Consider the following 18,358-nt stretch of genomic DNA (forward strand, 5'->3'; position numbering starts at 1 on the left):
CGGCTGCCTCCCGCTCCCGGCCGAGGCCGCGCGCCAGGTCCTCGGCGCGCTCCAGCATTTCGGCCGGGGAGCCGGCGTACCCTTCCCGCCGCCGCGGCCCGCGCCACCGCCGGCGCCGGCGCCGAGTTCGGGCGGGGGGGCGGATGAACACCCGGTTGGTGCCCACCACCGTGGCGACGATCGCCTGCCTGCTGTCCACCAGTGCCCTGTCCCGGCTGTTCGACGGGACGGCCTGGTGGTTCGTGCCGGTGCTGATCGCCGTCGTCGTCGCCGTCGGGACCGCGACGGCCGGCCGGCTGTTGCGGCTGCCGACCGCCGCCGGCCTGCTGCTCAGCCTCGCCGGCCTGCTCGTCGTGGTGACCGTGCTGTGCGCGCGCAGCACGGCGCTGTTCGGGGTGGTGCCGACCAGCGGGACGGTGCGCACGCTGCGGGAGCTCATCTCCGCCGGCAGCTCGGACATCTCCCGGCTGGCCACGCCGGTGCCGCACCGCCCCGGCGTGGTCGTGCTGACCGTCACCGGCATCTACCTCACGGCGATGCTCGTCGACCTGATCGTGGTGACGCTCGACCGCCCGACATTCGGCGGCCTGCCGCTGCTCGCCCTGTACGCGGTGTCGGCGGCGATCCTGCCCGGCGGCGTGGGGCCGGTGCCGTTTCTGCTGGGCGCGGTGAGCTTCATCGCCCTGCTGATGCTCGACGGCCGGCTCGCCTTCGGCCGCTGGGGCCGCACCGTGTCCGACGGGGCCGAGCGGCGCGAGGGCGAGGCGTTCGGCGGCCGAGTGACGGTGAACGCCCTCGGCGTCGCGCTCGCCGCGCTCGTCGTCGCGGTCACGGTGCCGATGGGCGTGCCGTCGCTGGACGGCGAGGGCCTCGTGTCCCGCAAGGGCGGCTACGGCGCCGGGGACGGCCCGAGCTCGGCGAGCGTCGTGCAGCCGATCGTCTCGGTCAGCCAGCAGCTGCACGCCAGCAACGAGGTGCCGTTGCTGAACGTGCGCGAGGACACTCCCCACTACCTTCGGCTGACCGCGCTGGAGAACTTCGACGGGCAGCTGTTCACCCTGCGGGCGCTCAACGCGACCCGGGACAACCGCATCAGCGAGGGCCTGCCCAAGCCGCGCCTCGGCGGCGGCACCGTCACGACCAGCGCGTCCATCTCGGTGACCAGCCGCTTCAACGAGCTCTACCTGCCCGTCCCCGGTGTCCCGACGAGGGTCAGGGGCCTGGTCGGCGACTGGCGGCTCGCCACCCCGACCGGCACGATCTTCTCCACCCGTACCTCCACCTCGGGGGCGAAATACCAGGTCGACGCGGTCGTACCGAACCCGACCCGGCAGGAGCTGCAGGCATCCAGCGGGCCGGTCCCCGACGAGCTCGCCGTCGACACCGCGCTGCCCGCCGACCTCGACCCGCGGCTGCGCCAGCTCGTCGCCACCGTCACCCGCGGCGCCCGCACCCCGTACGAGAAGATCTACGCGATCCAGGAGTACCTGCGCGGCCCGCTGTTCACCTACGATCTGCGCGGCGCGCCGACCACCCAGGAAGGCGCCCTCTCCGAGTTCCTGTTCGACACCCGCACCGGGTACTGCGAGCAGTTCGCCTCGGCGATGACGGTGATGGTCCGGATGCTCGGCGCCGCCGCCCGCGTCGCGATCGGGTTCGTGCCCGGCGAGCGGCAGGCCGACGGCAGCTACCTCGTCACGAACCGGCAGGCACACGCCTGGCCGGAGGTGTGGTTCCCGAACGTCGGCTGGGTGAGCTTCGAGCCGACCCGCCGGGCCGACGGGGCGACCACCGCGCCCTCGTATGCCCCCGCCGGGGTGGACGACCCCGACGGCGCGGCCGCCTCCCAGGGGCCCGAGCTGCCGGCCACCCCCCAGCCGGACCCGGCGGGTGGCCCGGTTCCCGTGCCCAGCGCGGCGCCCACCCCCAGCGCCGCCGCGGGCTCCTCGGCCCCGCAGGCCGGCAAGCCGGCCTCCGCGGCGCCCGGGGGCCTGCCGATGTGGGTGTTCGCGCTGCTGGTGGCGACGCCCTTCCTGCTGCTCGGGCTGGCCACGCCCGCGATCATCCGGGTCCGGCGCCGCCGCGCCCGGCTGCGGCCCGGGCGCCACGGCCCCGGGGCGGTGGCGGGCGGCGACCCCGGCGGGACCAGCGGCGATGATCAGGCGGGGGCCGTCGCCCAGGTGCACGAGGCCTGGGCCGAGCTGCTCGACGTCGCCGCGGACCTCGGGGTGACCATTCGGACGAGCGACTCGCCCCGAGCCGGCGTCGCCCGGCTGACCGCGTACCTGGACGCCGAGCCGCCGGGCGCCGACCGCCCGGCGGCTCGCGGCGCCGAGAACGACGGCCCGGAGGCCGGCGGGGACGGCGGCGCGTCGCCGACGTACCAGCCGGTGCGCGAGGCGTTCGGTCGGCTTGCCGCCGCGGAGGAGCGGGCCCGCTACGCACCGCCGGAGCTGGCCAGCCCGCCCCCGCCCGCCGAGGTGGCCAGGGACGTGGAGCTCGTCGCCGGGACGCTGTGGTCGGTCGCCCCCCGCGGGCGACGGATCATGGCCCGCCTCGTGCCGCCGTCGGTCTTCCGCCGCGGGGAACCAGGCGCGGCCGATGCCGTGACCGCCGTCGGTACCTCCCGGAGCACCGACCGTCACCGCTGGCTGCCCGTGGGCGGCCGCCGCACGTCAGTGGACGCCACCAACCGCCCGCCGAGCCTGTATCCCCCGGCGGAGCCCCGCTCGACGCGCCTCCGCCATCCGGGCAGCCAGAACGGCTCGTCCACCGGCACCCACCCGGACCACGCGCGCCCCGCCCTGTCCCAGTCCGGCCCGCGGGGTTCAGAGCCCTAGAGCCCGGCGGGGATCAGAGCCCCAGGCCACGCGTGGAACTGTGATCTTCCCGGCCCCTCGGCCCCGCGCATCCCGGCCAACGCCGGCACAGCGCCGGCCGCTGCGCTCAGGGGCGGTCTTCCCAGCGCCGCCGCCACCGCTCCTCGACCCGCTCCATGAACGGCGTTCTCGTCCGCGGGCGGGATCTGCCCGTGCGGGACCGCCCGCCCGGGCGGCGGCCGCCCACGTCCCGTCCGCTGATCCGGCGCAGGTCCGCGGCTCCTCGCAGCGCCGCGAACAACATCATCAGGAATCCGAGGATGCCCAGGATCACCGTCAGCGGCACCTGGTTGAGGACCACGCCGACGACCAGGACCACGAGCCCGAGCAGGAAGACGAACGCGCTGCGGAGCACACGTCGCCTCAGATAGGTGCGAGGGTCCGTCGACCGGACGGCACTGGCGAACTTCGGATCATCCTCGACGAGAGCGCGCTCGATCTGCTCCAGAAGGCGCTGCTCGTTCTCCGAGAGCGGCATCGACGCTCCTCCCACGACCGCAGGCCCGCAGGGACGGGCCTGACAACCAAGAATAGGCGTGCACGGGCAGGCGCGGTAGGCAACCCGTCATGCCGGTTGGAACCACGTCATTCCCCTCACCACCCCGCACCTGCCGTCCCGCGTGACGCGCCACCCCAAACGCCGGCGCGCCCCCGGTACCCCTCCTCTCCCGATGCCCGCCGCCACGCCGTTCATGCCCGGGTCGCCCCGTTCCCGCCCGCCCCGGGTCGTTCGGACGAACGGTTCGCCGTGGGCCGCCCGAGCAGACTCGCCGGGCCGACCGCCGCCGCGCCGTAGCGCGCCTGAGCCCGGTCGGACGCCCGGTCCACCTCCGCCCAGCCGTCGGGCCGCTCCCCGAGCAGCAGCTGACGCCCGCCGCTGCCGGCATCCTGCAGATTGCCGACCCGCACCCCGACCAGCCGCACCGCCGCCACACCGACACCGCTGCCACCGCTGCCGCTGCCACCGTCGACGTGGCCGTGGCCGTCGTGCGTATCCGGCCTCATACCGACGTCGCTGTCCACGCCCGCCCTCGCGGGCAGCAGGCCGAGGTCGGCGACCAGCCCGACGGCGGCGGTGTAGATCGCCTGGGAGACGTCGGTGGCGTCCCGCAGCGTTCGGGCGCGGGTGAGGGTCCGGAAGTCGCCGTAGCGTACCTTCACCGAGACGGTCCGGGCCCTGCGACGCCGCCGGCGCAGCGTGGCGGCCACCCGCCCGGACAGCCGCAGCAGCTCCCGGGCCAGCACCGCAGGATCGCGCACGTCGGTGGGGAAGGTCCGTTCTGCGCCGATCGTGACGTCCTGGTGGCCGGGATCCACCCGCCGCTCGTCGATCCCCCAGGACAGCCGGTGCAGGTGGGTTCCGGCGGCCTCCCCCAGGGCATGGCGCAGCGTGTCCACCGGGGTGGCGGCGATGTCGCCGATCGTGCGCAGGCCGAGGCGCTCCAGCACCGTCTGGGCCCGCGGGCCGACCCCCCACAGCGCCCCCGCCGGCAGCGGGTGCAGGAAGGACAGGACCGCGTCCGGGGCGATGACCGCGAGCCCGTCCGGTTTGCACCGCGTCGACGCGATCTTGGCGACGAACATCGACGGGGCGACCCCGACCGAGCAGGTGAGGTGCTGTTCGCTCGCGACCCGGCGGCGCAGGTTCACCGCGATCCGCGCCGGCGGGCCGAACAACCCCCGGGCTCCCGCGACGTCGAGGAACGCCTCGTCCACCGACAGCGGGGCGACCAGCGGTGTCACGTCCTGGAAGAGGCGCATGATCTCCACCGACGCCGCCCGGTAGGCGGCGTGATCGGGCGGGACCACCACCGCGGCCGGACACAGCCGGCGGGCGCGGCCCATCGGCATCGCGCTGCGCACGCCATAGGCGCGGGCCTCGTAGGTCGCCGACAGCACGACGCCCCGCTCCCCGCCGGCCACGATCACCGGCCGGCCGCGCAGCTCCGGGCGGCGGCGCAGCTCCACCGAGGCGAAGAAGGCGTCCATGTCGACGTGCAGGATCGTGCTGTCAGCGCCCACCCGCACCGCTCCCCCCGGCCGGCGCCGACGACGACAGGACCGACGACGGCAGGCTCGACGACGCCGACAGCGGCGGTGGGGCCGGCCCCGGCCCCGGTCGGCGGGCGAGCACATGCAGCTGGGCCGCGAGGTCACGCAGGGCCGGATGCCGGGCGGCCGCGAGCTCGAGGCGCAGCAGCCGTTCGGCCGCGCCCGGATCGGCTCGCCGCTCGGCCGGGACGAGATCGGCGAAGATCCGCACCCCATGCACCTCGAGCACCTCGGCCCCCGCCGCGCGCACGAGTGTCGCGATTCCGGCCGTGGAGTACCGCCGCGGCACCCCGCGCGGGCGCGGGCCCTCGTCGAGCAGCGCCGCGAGCGCCTCGTCCACGCGCCCGGCGACGGCGTGGCGCACCACCGCGGCGGCGGCGCCGGGCACGACGAGGCTGAGCGCCCCGCCGGGCCGCAGCACCCGCAACGCCTCCGCCAGGGCGCTCGGCGGATCGTCCACGACCTCCAGGACGGAGTGGCACAGCAGCACCTGCGCCCGCCCGGCGCCGACGAGACCCACCAGGTCGCCCAGGTCGCCCTGCACCGCCGTGATCCGCTCGGCGAGCCCCCGCTCCGCCGCCCGCCGCCGCAGGGCCGCGAGCGCGTCCGGCGAGGGGTCGACGACGGTCACCGCATGGCCGGCCGCGGCGATCGGGACGGCGAACCCGCCGCTGCCCCCGCCGGCGTCGATGATCACCGCGCGTGGGTCCGGCGCGGGCAGCACCGCCCACAGGCCCGGCCAGACCGCGGCGCGGCGCAGGTCGGTGTCGACGACATGACCGTCCATCCGCGTCGGCTCCTCCTGTGTGTGGTTCGCCGCTGGGCGGGCTGGTCCGCCCGCTGGCTCGCGCCCGCCGGTCAGCGCCCCACGACGAGTCCGATGACGACACCGACGGCGAGCCCGCCGGCCGAGAGGCCCAGCAGCCGCACTACCACGGTGTTGTGATACGCCGCTCTCGCCGGGCGTGCCACGGCGGACGCTACGGCGCGGCGTCGCCCGCGGTGGCGGATCGCGGAACCAGTCAACAACATCGATGATCTCCTGCTTCGTCACCCGCAGCACCCCAAGAGATAACCGATAGTGAATGATAACTACGCTGCGTGCAACATCTGGCGCTCCGCTTATCGAAAGTCCCGGGACCGGTTCGGGGCGGCGACCGACAGCGGCCACAGCCGTTCGGCGATCACATTGGTCACCCCGTCGGCCCGCTCGATGCGCCCCCGCACGACCAGGGCGGTCGCCGTCCGGGCCACCACCCGGTGGCGGGCCCACAGGCCGGGGGAACAGATCACGTTCACCAGCCCCGTCTCGTCCTCCAGGTTGACGAATGTGGTGCCTCCGGCGGTCGCCGGCCGCTGACGATGGGTGACGATCCCGGCCACCAGCACCCGCCGCCCCGCGTCGGCGTCGCGCAGTCCGGCGGCGGTGGTGACCCCGCGGGCGTCGAGCCGCTCCCGCAGGAAGCGGGTGGGGTACCCCTCGGTGGTGATGCCCGTCGCCCACAGGTCGGCCGCGGACTCCTCCACCTCGGTCATCTCCGGCAGGTAGGGCGCGACCGCGGTGACGTCGGCGCCGAAGACCATCCCGTCGAGGCGGTCCGGCCGGGCCTGCGCCACCGCGCCCGCGGCCCACAGCGCCTCACGGCGGGTCACCCCGAAGCAGTCGAACGCGCCCGCGGTGGCCAGGGCCTCGACCTGGTCGACGGACAGGCCGACCCGGCGGACGAGATCGGCCATGTCCGCGAAGGGGCCGCCGGCCGCCCGCGCGTCGACGACGCGGCGGGCGAGACCGTCGCCCACCCGCCGGACTCCGGCAAGCCCCAGCCGCACCCGCGGCTCGTCCCCGACGAGGATCGCCCCGACGCCGGAGGCGTTGACGTCCGGCCGCAGCACCTCGACGCCGTGCCGGCGGGCGTCGGCGACCAGGCTCTGCGGGGAGTAGAAGCCCATCGGCTGCGCGCCCAGCAGCGCCGCGCAGAACGCCGCCGGATAGTAGAGCTTGATCCAGGAGCTGGCGTAGACGAGGAAGGCGAAGCTCACCGAGTGGCTCTCGGGGAAGCCGAAGTTCGCGAAGGCGGACAGCTTGGTGAACAGGTCGTCGGCCAGCGCGCCGGTGATGCCGCTGGCCGCCATGCCGGTGTAGAGCCGCTCGCGCAGCCGTTCGATGCGCTCGGCGGACCGCTTGGCCCCCATCGCCCGGCGCAGCTCGTCGGCCTCGGCCGCCGAGAAGCCGGCGATGTCGATCGCCATCTGCATGAGCTGCTCCTGGAACAGCGGGACGCCCAGGGTCTTCGCCAGCGACCGGCGCAGCAGCGGATGCGGGTAGGTCACCTCCTCCGTCCCGTTGCGGCGGCGGAGGTAGGGGTGGACCGAGCCGCCCTGGATCGGACCGGGACGGATCAGCGCCACCTCGATCACCAGGTCGTAGAAGCGCCGGGGCCGCAGCCGGGGCAGCGTCGCCATCTGGGCGCGGCTCTCCACCTGGAACACCCCGATGGAGTCGGCCGCGCACAGCATGTCGTAGACGGCCGGGTCCTCCGGGGGGATCGTCGACAGATCGAGGTCACGCCCGTGGTGGTCGAGGATGAGGTCGAACGCCCGGTGCAGCATCTCGAGCATGCCGAGGCCAAGCAGGTCGAACTTCACCAGGCCGGCGGCCGCGCAGTCGTCCTTGTCCCACTGGATCACCGTGCGGCCGGGCATCCGGGCCCATTCCACGGGCACCACCTCCCCGACCGGCCGGTCGCAGATCACCATGCCGCCGGAGTGGATGCCCAGGTGGCGGGGGAACCCCAGCAGCTGGTCGGACAGCCGGGTCACCGCGGACGGGATGTCGTGCTCGGGTCCGCCCGCGCCGTCGGAGGCCCCGGCGCCGGGCCGCGACCACCGGTCGAGCTGCTTGGACCAGGCGTCCTGCTGGCCCGGGGAGAATCCCAGCGCCCGGGCCACGTCCCGGACCGCGGACCGCGGCCGGTAGGTGATCACGTTCGCCACCTGGGCGGCCCGGTCCCGTCCGTAGCGGCGGTAGACGTACTGGATCACCTCCTCCCGGCGGCCGGACTCGATGTCCAGGTCGATGTCGGGTGGGCCGTCCCGCTCCGGGGCGAGGAACCGCTCGAACAGCAGGCCGAAGGAGACCGCGTCGACACCGGTGATGCCCAGGGCATAGCAGACGGCCGAGTTCGCCGCCGATCCCCGCCCCTGGCAGAGGATCCGGTGCCGGCGGCAGAACTCGACGATGTCGTGGACGATCAGGAAGTACCCCGGGAACCCAAGCTGCTCGATCAGTGCCAGCTCGTGGGCGAGCTGGTCGTAGGCGCCGACCACCCGTTCCTGCCCGGCCGGGCCGTAGCGGCGCGCCGCGCCCTGCATGGTGAGCAGCCGCAGCCAGCTCGCCTCGGTGTGCCCCGGGGGGACGGGGAAGTCAGGCAGCCGCGGCGCGACCAGCTGCAGGTCGAAGGCGCAGGCCGCGCCGAGGCTGGCCGCCCGCTCCACCGCCCCGGGGAACCGGGCGAAGCGGTCCGCCATCTCGGCCCCCGACCGCAGGTGCGCGCCGGCGGCGGCCGGCAGCCAGCCGTCCATCTCCTCCAGGCTGCGCCGCGCCCGCACCGCGGCCATCGTCGCCGCGAGCCGGGCCGCGCCGGGCCCGGCGTAGTGGACGTTGCCGGTGGCCACCAGGGGCAGCCGCGCGGCGCGGGCCAGCTCGGCGAGGGCGTCGCCCCGGTCCGCGTCCAGCGGGTGGGCATGGTCGGTGATCTCCACTGCCACGTTGTCCCGGCCGAACAGCTCCACCAGGTCGGCGAGGGCCGCCCCGGCCGCGGCCGGCCCGCCGCGGGCCAGCGCCCGGGGCACCGGGCCCTTGCGGCATCCGGTGAGGATCTGCCAGTGCCCGCCGGCCGCCTGGGCGCACTGCTCGATCCCGGCCACCAGCCGGCCCTTCTCGCCCCCGGCAAGATGAGCGTCGGACAGCACACGGGACAGCCGCCGGTAGCCCTCGGGGTCCCGGGCGAGGACGAGCAGATGGTCGCCGCCCGGATCGGGCTCCCCCGCACGGGCCTCGGGCGCGCCGAGCGAGATCTCCGCGCCGAACGCGGTCGGCAACCCCACCTCCCGGGCCGCCTCCGCGAACCGGACGACGCCGTAGAGCCCGTCGTGATCGGTGAGGGCGAGCGCCGACAGCCCGAGCCGCACCGCCTCCTCGACGAGATCCTCCGGCTGGCTCGCGCCGTCGAGGAAGCTGAACGCGGAGTGGCAGTGCAGCTCCGCGTAGGGCACCACGGCGGCGCTCGGCGCGGCCCGCAGGCTCGCGGGCGGCCGGTAGGGTGCGCGCCGGCGCGACCAGGCCGGGCTGTCCCCACCGTCGCCGACCGGGCTGTCCCCCGGCACCGCCCCACCCCGCCCCGACCCCGACGCGTGCCCGGAATCCGGCACGGGCCCGCGACCCGATGTCGACCCGCGACCCGATGTCGGCTCAGTCATAGGACGCCTCCACCCACCACTGGCCGCCCGCGACGGCGAGCAGGTACGCATGCCCCTCCTCGACGCTGAGCTGGAAGCGGGCCCGCCGCCGTGCATGGGCATCCCACCAGCGTTCGTCGACCGGCCAGGGCCCGGCCCAGCCGGTCACCGCCAGCGGCGGGCCCGTGCCGATGACGAGCCGGGCGGGCGGCGCCGTCACCGCGCACCGCGCGCTGACGCCCACCGGCTCGCCGGCGGCGTCGAGCACGCGGGCTGCCAGCGGCGGGCGGTGCACGAGCGTCGGCGCCGGGGACGGCAGCGCGCCGGGCCAGGGCCGGTCCAGGCCGGTGCTGGCCCGGGGCTCCCCCCACGGCGCCAGCCGAATCCGGTCGGCGGGATCACGGCCGCCCTCGACCATCCCGACGAGTACCGCCTCCGGCCCCAGCAGGCCCTGCACCCGGGTGAGGGCCCGGGCGACGCGGGCGGCGGCCGCGCCCGGCTCCCCCCACAGCCCGAGCTGGCGGCCGTCCGCGGGCAGCAGACCCACCGGATCGACCCGGAGCCGGACCAGACCCGCCGACGGCCCCGGCCCCGGCATCAGCGGGCCGCCCGTCTGTTCCACGGGCGGGGCGGAGGGTGGGAGGCGGGCGGCGGGTGCCTCGTCCGCGCAGGGCGCCGAGCCGGCGAGCCAGCCATCCAGCTGCCAGCGGACACGGTCGGTGATGGCGGCGGCGGACAGGGGACCGTCGTGACGCCAGGTCCGCACGTGGTGCTCGCCGCGCTCGGTCTCCGCTTCGATCCGGATCCCGGTGCAGGCCAGCCCCTGCTCACGGAGCCGCTCGTGCGCCTGCTCGGCGAGGCGGCGGGCGGCGAGGGCCGCCCGCTCGATCCGGTCGGCCGGCGGCTCGAACGCCGTGGTGACTCCGAGGTCGAGGGGCTGCTCCCGCGGGGCCACGGCCCGCGGGTCCACTCCTTGGGCCAGCCGGTGCGCCCAGCCGCCGCCCGGTCCGAACCGGGCGGCCACGTCGGCGGCCGGCAGCACCGCGAAACTCCCGAGCGTGACCAGCCCCAGCCGGCGCAGGAGCTCGACGAGCGCGTCGTCGCCGAGCAGGTCGACGGGAAGCGGGGCGAGGAAGGCCGCGCTGCCCCCTGGCGGGACGACCGCGCCGGCCCGGGCGGCGACCCCGGCGGCGAACGGCCCCTCGGCCACCCCGATCCCGCAGGACGGCGGCGCACCGGCCATCTCGGCCGGCCCGCTCCCGGCAGACCCGGCCAGCCTGGCCGCGGCCGGCCAGGCGGCGGCCAGCGCCCGGCGCACCTCGCCGACGGCGGCCTCGTCCCCGCCGAAATACCGGGCGGCGCCGCGGACCGGCACGACGCACTCCCCGGGGCTCCGTACCTCCACCCCGGGAATCACCGACTCGACCGCGACGACCAGCGGCTCGAAGACCCGGGCGGCCCGCCCCGGATCGGCCGACACCAGGACGATCTCGGGGCAGCGGGACTGTGCCTCCCGCCGGCGCAGGCCCGGGCGCACTCCCAGGTGCCGGGCCGCGGGGGTCACGGCGATCACCCGCCCCGCGGCCAGCACCGCGGCGGGCTGGTCGGCAGCGGCACCGGCGGCGATGACCGGCCAGTCCGGGTAGTGCACGGCGAGCATGCGGACCGGCATCTCAGGCCACCCCGACGGGCAGGACCCGCACCGACGCCGCGTCGGGCGCCGACGCGGGCGAGGCCCCGGTGCCGGACAGCCACACCCGGCGGGATCGCCGCGCCGCGCCGCGCCCCGACACCTCCACCAGCAGGTTGCCTGTCCGCACCCGGCCATGACCGGGACCGACGCCGTCCCACCGCCGCTCGACGGCGACCACCCGCAGGTCGGCTCCCTCCCAGCCGCCCACGGCGACCAGGACGGCTCCCCGCTCCCGCGCGCGTGCCATCAGCCGCCGCCCGTCCGCCGGCCGGGACCGGTCCGGCGGCCGGACGACCACGACGTCCATGGCGTCGAGCAGCGCGGCCGCGACCGCCGGCCACCGCGCGCCCGCGGCGGGCACCAGCACGAGGCGCTCCAGCTCGACGCCCGCCTCGGCGGCGGCGAGCAGACCGAGCTGGGCGAAACCCACGACCGCGCACCACGCGCCCGCCTGGGACGGCCCGCACAGCACCGTCAGCAGCAGCGAGGCGGATCCGGTGACCGCGACCGTCGTCCCTCGCCGCAGCCCTGCCTCGGGCAGGACCGCGGCGAGAGCGGAGACGACCGGCAGCAGCCGCCCGCCACTGTCCCCCACCCGCCGCGCCGGGCTACGGGCGATCTCCTGCAGGGCGGCCAGCGCCGCCGGGCCTGCCACGCCGGTTAACCCCGCCCCGGCGGGGCGGCGACCGGCCCGCCCTCGGCCGGGCCGCTGCCGGCGAGCACCGGCTGGGACGGCAGCCCCAGCGCGTCCTCGACGGCGCCGATGAACAGCTCCACCTGGCGGATCAGATCGTCGGCGTCCCGCCGGCCCACCACGTTCAGCCCGGCTTCCGCGGCCGCCCGCCGGCCGGCGCCCGCCGCGAAGAAGTCCGCCCACTCGGTGAGCTCGGGGGCGACCCGCACGAGCAGGCACCACGCGCTGACCGGCCGGCCCCGGCGGCCGGGGCGCGGGCGCGCCCGGTCGGCCAGCACCGCCGCGGCGGCCCGCAGGGCCGCGAGATGGGCGAGGGCGTACCGCTCCCCGACCCGGGTGGTGTACTCGGCCTCCCCCAGGCCACGGCGGGCGGCGGCGAGCAGCTCGTCCCGGGAGCGGTGGGGCAGCCCCGCGGCCGGCAGCAGGGCCCGCCCGGCCGGTCCGGCACAGACGCCGGGCCCGGCGGACGTACCCTGCGTCCGAGCGGCGTCCCCCGCGGGGCCCAGGCCACGGACAGGTCGGCCCATGACGGTCATGACAGCCCTCCCGACGTCGAACACAGGTTCGAATACCGGGAAAGGTAGCCCGCGTTCGGCCGGCTCGTCAAACACCCAGGTGGCGAACATATGAGCGAGCGGGCGCGGCGGGTGTGCGCTCCAGCAGGCGCAGGAACCAGCCCAGCACCAGCAGCGCCACCACGTCGGGCACCCAGCCCAGCCGCGGATCCGGGGCATCCCCCCGACGGGTATCCCCCGGGCCCGCGACCGCCACCCGGCCCACCCGGCCCACCCGGGTGACCTGGGGGTCGAGCAGGTCGGGATCGGCGATCACCAGCGCCGTCCCGTCCAGCGCGAACCGAATGATGTTGACCTCGCGGTGCCCCACCAGGCCGCTGGCGAACTCGGCGCGGGTCGGCTCGAGCCACCGCAGCGACGCACCGTCCGCCAGGCGCACCCGGCCACCGACCCGCTCGGGCGTGAACGCCGCGACCGGCACCAGCCCCATCGGCTCGACCAGGCGCACACCCCGGCCGTCGACGTCCGCCTCCAGCACGAACGGGCGGCGGGCGGCCATCAACTCGACCCGCCCCCGCGAACCCCAGTCGGCGAGCACCGCGTCCTCGTCGGCCTCGACCCACACCTGCCGGACCGCGGCCCGCCGGCTCGACGCGTCCCGGAACACCACGTCGTGCGGCAGCCCGCCGGCCCGCCGGGGCAGCGCGTCCGCCGCGTCCCCGGCCGCCGGCCGCCCCGCCGGGAACACCTCCACCGAGGACGCCTCCCCCGGCGAACCCTGGGCCGCCAGCGGCCCCGTCGCCAGCGGCCCCGTCGCCAGCGGCCCCGTCGGCAGTGGCTCCGCCTGTGTCACCAGGACCGGGCGGATGCCGCGCGAGGTCGGCGCCCGTCCCCGCGTCCCGGGCCGTCGCGCGAGGATCCTCGTCATCTCGATCGCCATCAGGTCAACACCTCCACACCAACACCGGCCGTCTGCCGGTTTCCCGTAGTCCTCGGGTTCTCGTTGGTGCGAGTGCACCCCACCCACGTCAACCGGCCATACCCGCACGGTCACCACGTCCATTGAGCGACCGTTGAGGAGAGTGGGGAGAGCCCGCGAGGCCGGAGGTCACGGAGAGCATCCGTTGCTGCCGCCCGCGCCACGACACTGACGCCGAACCGACAGTGAACGGACCGGATCGGTGGTTGCCGCGCCCTCCCCTCCCGGCGCACGCTGCGATAAACACTCATCACCCGGGGTCGTGGGAACGGCCGGGGACGCGCGCCGAGAGGACCAGATGCCCGACCGCGACAGCCTGCAGTTCGCCATCCTCGGTCCGCTGGAGGTCACCGCGGCCGGGACGCCGCTCACGCTGGGCGGCACCCAGCGCAAGGTGCTGATGACCGTGCTGCTGCTCGAGGTCGGCCAGGTCGTGCCGATCCACCGGCTGCTGGAGACGATCTGGGGCGAGGACCCGCCCGACCGGGCCATGGCCACCCTGCGCACGCACGTCAGCGAGCTGCGCCGCAAGCTGGAGGCGGGCCCGACGCCCCAGGTGCTCGTCCGCAAGGGCACGGGCTACCTGCTCGCCGTCCGCCCGGAGCAGATCGACGCCTGGCAGGCCCGCCGCCTGCTGGAGCAGGGCCGGCGCGCGGTGGACGACGGCGACCCGGTCAGCGCGATCGCCCCGCTGCAGGAGGCCCAGTCGCTGTGGCGCGGCCCGCCGCTGGCGGACGTGACGGACCATCCGTTCGCGCGCAGCTACATCGAGGCCCTCGAGGAGGTGCAGCTCGACGTGGTCAAGACGCGCATCGCCGCCGACCTGTCGCTGGGCCGGCACCGGGAGGTCCTCGGCGACCTGCGCATGCTGGTCGCCCGCCACCCGCACGACGACGGGCTGTGCCGCGAGCTCGTCCTCGCCCTGTACCGCGACGGCCGGGTCGAGGACGCCGCCCGGGCCTGTCGGGACGGGCTGGCGGCGCGCCACGACCTCGGGCTGGACTCCCCCCGGCTGCGCCGGTTGCAGGAGGACGTGCTGCGGGGGGCGTCGGGCCTCGCCTGGGCCCCGCCGCGATCCCTGGGCCGCCCGTCGCCGGCCGCGCCCGTCACCGGCGGCGGGCAGCCGCTGCCACCGGACGTCGCCGAGTACACCGGGCGGGACACCATCCAGTCCCGGGCGTGCGCGCTGCTGACCGACCGGGCCGCGCTCGGCGCCGGTTGCGTCACGGTGGCCTTCGCCGGCAAGGCGGGGGCCGGCAAGACGGCCCTGGCGGTGCACATCGCCCACCGCGTGCGCGCCGGGTTCACCGACGCGCTCTACGTCGACCTGCGCGGCACCAGCGAGCCGCTGGACCCGACGCGGGTGCTCGCCCGGTTCGTCCAGGCGCTCGGGGTGAGCCGGGCGGCGGTGCCGGCCGACCCGGACGACCTCGCCGAGATGTACCAGGAGCTGCTGGCCACCCGGCGGGTCCTGATCATCCTGGACAACGCGGCGGGCGAGGCGCAGATCCGCCCGCTGATGCCGGCCGGCCGGGGCTGCGCCGTGCTCATCACCAGCAGGTCCCGCCTGCCCGGGCTGACCGTGCCCTACTGGACCGTCGACGTCCTCATTCCCAGCGACGCGGTGGAGCTGCTGACCAAGGTGGTCGGCGCGGCGCGGGTGGAGGCGGAGCCGGAGGCGGCGCGCGACATCGTCGGGCTGTGCGGCTACCTGCCGCTGGCGATCCAGATCGCCGGGCGCAAGCTGGCCGCGCACCCGCACTGGCGGCTGACCCGCCTCGCGCACCGGCTCGCCAACGAGCGCGACCGGCTGTCCTGGCTGGAGGTCGGCGACCTGGAGATCCGGGCCAGCTTCCAGCTGAGCTACGCGGGTCGGCCCCCCGACGAGCAGCGCGCCTTCCGTCTGCTGTCGCTGCCCGCGGTCAACGACATCACCCCGTGGGCCGCCGCCGCGGTCCTCGACCTCGATCTGGACGAGGCCGAGGATGTCGTGGACCGGCTCGCCGACGCGCAGCTGCTGGAGCGGCGGGGGACCGACCCGACCGGGGCCGAGCGCTACCGCTTCCACGATCTGCTGCGGGTCTTCGCCCGGGAGCAGGAGACCGGCGTCGGCACGGGCGTCGGGGCGGGCACCGTGACGGTCTGGCCCGAAGGTGACGTCGCCCCGGACCGCACCGACGGCGCGGACAGGCCCGATGCCGCGGTCCCGCACGATCCTCCGGCGTTGTCCGGTGAACACCGGGCGGCGCTGGGGCGACTGCTGTACGCCTATCTGGTGATGTTGCGCGCCGCGGTCGACGTCTTCAGCCCCGGGCGGGTGCGCGTGCTCGATCCCGGCCGGGGATGGACGGGCCCCGGCGGCGACGAGGAGGCGCGCCTGGCCACGTGGGCCGTCGTCGACGCCGACGACGCTGATCTGGCCCAGTTCGTCCGCCGGCCGCTGGTGTGGTTCGCCACGGAGCGGTCGAACCTGCTCGCCCTGGTGGGGCAGGCGCACGCGGCCGGTCTCGACCAGCCGACCTGGCTGCTGGCCGCCGAGGCGGCGGACTTCTACGCCTTCGGCGCGCACTGGGGCGACTGGGCGACGACCCACGAGCTGGGCCTGGCCGCGGCCCGGCGCGGCGGGCACCGGCTGGCCGAGGCGGAGCTGCTCACCAACCTCGGGGAACGGGAGCTCACCCTGGCCTTCGAGGAGGCCTGCTGGCGGCTGGACGCGCCCGGATCGGACCCCGACGGCAAGCCCGCGGCGGCCGTGAGCCCCGACGCGGCCGACCGGCTGGCAGCGGCGGTGGAGCGCTTCGCCCGGGCCCGCGAGCTGCTCGCCGGCAGCGAGGAGGAGCTCAGCGACGCCCGGGCGGCGCGCGGGCTCGCCGGCACCCACCGCGGACGCGGCGAGCTCGCCGAGGCGCTGGCCGCCTTCGAGGCCTGCCTCGCCGCGCTGCGCCGAGGCGGGGCACGGCGCGGCGAGGCGGAGACGCTGGTGAGCATCGCGATGGCGCACGGCGACCGCGGCGAGCTCGCCGACGGCATCACCTGCCTCACGCTGAGCCTGTCCATCGCCCGGGAGCTCGGCAACCAGCCGCTGGAGGCGCACGCCCAGCGGCGTCTGGGCGACCTCTACCGCCACCAGCACCGCCCGGAACGGGCGCTGGCCGCATACAACGCGAGTCTGCCGCTGCTGGCCGATCCGCCGGACCCGCTGTGGGAACCGCGGGTACTCGTCCGCCGAGGCGACATCCTCGCCGAGCTGGACGACCATCCGGCCGCGCGGCGGTCCTGGCAGCGCGCGGCCACCCTGCTGCGCCAGCGCAGGTCTCCGGAGCTCGCGGCCGTCGAGCGCCGGCTGAGCGCGCCGGTGACCGCCGGGGCCACCCAGTTCACCGGTGGGCGGCTGCTCGGCGCGTTCGACCCGGCGTACTTCATCACCCGGGTCGCCGCCTCCCGGCGCAGCGTGCGACTGCTGAACACCTGGACGGACCTCGTCGCCGCGGAGCACCGCGACGCCTTCGCCGACGCGGTGCTCACCGCGATCGACGCCGGGGCGATCGTCCAGATCCTGCTGCTCGACCCGGACTCGGCCGCCGCGGCCGCGCGCTCCGCGGACCTCGCCCACCGGGTCGACGTCGCCGCCCGGATCCGCGCGAACCTGCTGGTCCTCGGGGGCCTTCGGGAGCGCCTGGAGCCAGTGCTGCGGCCTCGGCTGGCCGTGCGGCTCTACGGCGAGCAGCCCCTGACCACGTACCACCGGTGGGACTCCGGGGCGCTGGTGTCGAGCTTCCCGGTCGGCTTCTCGTCGGCGGCCACCACCCAGCACGAGGCGACCGTCTCCTCGACGCTCGTCCAGTTCGTCGAGCAGCACTTCGAACGGCTCTGGAGCCCGCAGGGCAGCATCGCCCTGGACGACTACCTGCGGGTGGAGCTGCGGATCTCCCCGGCCGACGCCGGCGGGCTGGTGCTCGGCTGCGAGTACGTCCGCCGGGACGGGGTCGTGTACGTCGCCTGCCCACCGCTGACGGAGCTGCTGGCCCGCGGCGGTCCCGACGGGCTGGTCGCCACGGTGGCCGACCCGGGACGCCATCCGCTGGGCGACCTCGGCCGCCGTCGGGTGGTGCCGCTGCGGGCCGGCCCCGACGACGCGAGCGACGGCGGCGGTGCCGGTCCCGGGGGTGACCGCGGTGACGGTGGCGCGGCGGTGGCTGCCACGTTCACCGAGAAGTACGGCGCGCCCCGCCAGGGGCTGCTGCGGTTGGCGTCCGCTCGGAGGTGGGGTTGATGCAGACGGCGAGTCCGACGAGTGCGACGGGTGCGCTCGCCCCGCTGGTGACCGTCGACTTCTGGCGGGTCCCCCGCCGCAGGGTCGGTCATGCGCTGGCCCGGGTGGCCACCGACCGCTCGGCGCTGCGACACGTCTCCGGGCTGACGTTCGCCAAGCTGCTCGGCACCGGCGCGGCCGAGAGCCTCGGCCTGCGCGGAGCCGACCCGTGCCAGTGGGCGATGCTCGCGGTGTGGCAGAGCCCGTCGGCGGCACGCTCGTTCGAGCGTTCCCCCCAGGTGCGGGCCTGGTCGGCGATGGCCGAGGAGCGGTGGCGCATCGACCTGCACCCGCTGTCGTCGCGGGGCCGCTGGTCGGGGCGCGCGCCCTTCGGTGATCCGGCGACGGCCGGGCCGCCGAGCGCTGCCGTCACGAAGGTCGCGGTGATCACCCGGGCGCGGGTCGCCGCCCGGCACACGTTCACCTTCCGACGGGCGGTGCCGCCGGTGGTCGCGGATCTCGCGCAGGCCGACGGCCTGATGTTCGCGGCGGGCATCGGTGAGGCACCGATCGGCCTGAAGGGAACGTTCAGCCTGTGGCGCGACACCGCGTCGCTGCGCCGGTTCGCCTACGGCCGGCCGGCGCACAGCGAGGTCGTCCGGCGCACACCGGAGGTCGGCTGGTACAGCGAGGACCTGTTCGCCCGGTTCGCCGTGCTCGGCTCGCGGGGCACCCTCGGCGGGCGTGACCCGCTGCTGCACCTCGCCGCGGACCCCACGCTGGCGGCCCACCCGCGTTGACGGGCCGTTGAAGATCGGCCGCCCGGCCGCATCGGG

General features: G+C 76.3%; 12 protein-coding genes. 3 read left to right on the top strand and 9 right to left on the bottom strand.

The annotated features are described in order from the left end of the window. A partial coding sequence (locus AC6EXY_RS05070; RefSeq protein WP_499842300.1) for a hypothetical protein occupies positions 1-199 on the bottom strand: 199 nt, incomplete at its 3' end. On the opposite strand from AC6EXY_RS05070, the gene AC6EXY_RS05075 reads away from it, so the two are divergent. Further along, the gene (locus tag AC6EXY_RS05075) at positions 171-2,840 is read left to right on the top strand and encodes a transglutaminase TgpA family protein (RefSeq protein ID WP_499842301.1); all 2,670 of its coding nucleotides are present in this window, start codon (positions 171-173) and stop codon (positions 2,838-2,840) included. The two genes, AC6EXY_RS05070 and AC6EXY_RS05075, sit on opposite strands and share 29 nt — an antisense overlap. A 106-nt stretch (positions 2,841-2,946) precedes the next feature. Here the strand turns inward: AC6EXY_RS05075 and AC6EXY_RS05080 are convergent, their stop codons facing one another. The 8 genes from AC6EXY_RS05080 to AC6EXY_RS05115 all read right to left on the bottom strand — a co-directional run bounded on the left by AC6EXY_RS05080 (position 2,947) and on the right by AC6EXY_RS05115 (position 13,231). Further along, complete coding sequence (locus AC6EXY_RS05080; protein WP_101832569.1) at positions 2,947-3,357, bottom strand: SCO2097 family morphological protein; 411 nt, start codon at positions 3,355-3,357, stop codon at positions 2,947-2,949. Positions 3,358-3,569: 212 nt separating this feature from the next. Then, positions 3,570-4,901, bottom strand: a complete 1,332-nt coding sequence (gene dinB, locus AC6EXY_RS05085) for a DNA polymerase IV (RefSeq protein WP_499816707.1) — start codon at positions 4,899-4,901, stop codon at positions 3,570-3,572. After that, positions 4,891-5,718 (bottom strand): methyltransferase domain-containing protein, encoded by an 828-nt coding sequence (locus AC6EXY_RS05090; protein WP_499816706.1) that lies wholly within the window; start codon positions 5,716-5,718, stop codon positions 4,891-4,893. The genes dinB and AC6EXY_RS05090 overlap by 11 nt, the downstream gene beginning before the upstream one ends. 335 nt (positions 5,719-6,053) lie before the next feature. Next, positions 6,054-9,317, bottom strand: a complete 3,264-nt coding sequence (locus tag AC6EXY_RS05095) for an error-prone DNA polymerase (protein WP_499816705.1) — start codon at positions 9,315-9,317, stop codon at positions 6,054-6,056. A gap of 85 nt (positions 9,318-9,402) precedes the next feature. Further along, positions 9,403-11,061, bottom strand: coding sequence for a DNA polymerase Y family protein (locus AC6EXY_RS05100; protein WP_499816704.1), 1,659 nt, complete (start codon positions 11,059-11,061; stop codon positions 9,403-9,405). A 1-nt stretch (position 11,062) separates the two neighbouring features. Then, entirely contained in the window at positions 11,063-11,737 is a 675-nt protein-coding gene (gene imuA', locus AC6EXY_RS05105; RefSeq protein ID WP_101830897.1) for a DnaE2-dependent mutagenesis accessory factor ImuA', read from the bottom strand. A 5-nt stretch (positions 11,738-11,742) separates the two neighbouring features. Next, positions 11,743-12,312 carry an SAV_6107 family HEPN domain-containing protein gene (locus tag AC6EXY_RS05110; protein WP_207770213.1) on the bottom strand — a complete coding sequence of 190 codons (570 nt, stop codon included), beginning with the start codon at positions 12,310-12,312 and terminating at the stop codon, positions 11,743-11,745. Positions 12,313-12,379: 67 nt separating this feature from the next. After that, positions 12,380-13,231 (bottom strand): hypothetical protein, encoded by an 852-nt coding sequence (locus tag AC6EXY_RS05115; protein WP_165818281.1) that lies wholly within the window; start codon positions 13,229-13,231, stop codon positions 12,380-12,382. A gap of 337 nt (positions 13,232-13,568) precedes the next feature. Here AC6EXY_RS05115 and AC6EXY_RS05120 point away from each other — a divergent pair, with 337 nt between their 5' ends. Together AC6EXY_RS05120 and AC6EXY_RS05125 are read left to right on the top strand one after the other, a co-directional pair. Continuing rightward, positions 13,569-17,543: an AfsR/SARP family transcriptional regulator gene (locus AC6EXY_RS05120; protein ID WP_101830898.1), complete on the top strand. Its 3,975-nt coding sequence runs from the start codon at positions 13,569-13,571 to the stop codon at positions 17,541-17,543. After that, the gene (locus AC6EXY_RS05125) at positions 17,543-18,322 is read left to right on the top strand and encodes a spheroidene monooxygenase (RefSeq protein ID WP_499816703.1); all 780 of its coding nucleotides are present in this window, start codon (positions 17,543-17,545) and stop codon (positions 18,320-18,322) included. The genes AC6EXY_RS05120 and AC6EXY_RS05125 overlap by 1 nt, the downstream gene beginning before the upstream one ends. The last annotated feature ends 36 nt before the right edge of the window (positions 18,323-18,358 follow it).

The sequence above is a fragment of the Frankia sp. RB5 genome (genome assembly GCF_059816245.1).

What these genes read in the sequence shown, in the direction of transcription:
- AC6EXY_RS05125 (WP_499816703.1), top strand. Translation starts at nt 17,543, where the DNA reads ATGCAGACGGCGAGTCCGACGAGTGCGACGGGTGCGCTCGCCCCGCTG.
- AC6EXY_RS05110 (WP_207770213.1), bottom strand. Translation starts at nt 12,312, where the DNA reads ATGACCGTCATGGGCCGACCTGTCCGTGGCCTGGGCCCCGCGGGGGAC.
- AC6EXY_RS05100 (WP_499816704.1), bottom strand. Translation starts at nt 11,061, where the DNA reads ATGCCGGTCCGCATGCTCGCCGTGCACTACCCGGACTGGCCGGTCATC.
- AC6EXY_RS05115 (WP_165818281.1), bottom strand. Translation starts at nt 13,231, where the DNA reads ATGGCGATCGAGATGACGAGGATCCTCGCGCGACGGCCCGGGACGCGG.
- AC6EXY_RS05080 (WP_101832569.1), bottom strand. Translation starts at nt 3,357, where the DNA reads ATGCCGCTCTCGGAGAACGAGCAGCGCCTTCTGGAGCAGATCGAGCGC.
- AC6EXY_RS05090 (WP_499816706.1), bottom strand. Translation starts at nt 5,718, where the DNA reads ATGGACGGTCATGTCGTCGACACCGACCTGCGCCGCGCCGCGGTCTGG.
- AC6EXY_RS05120 (WP_101830898.1), top strand. Translation starts at nt 13,569, where the DNA reads ATGCCCGACCGCGACAGCCTGCAGTTCGCCATCCTCGGTCCGCTGGAG.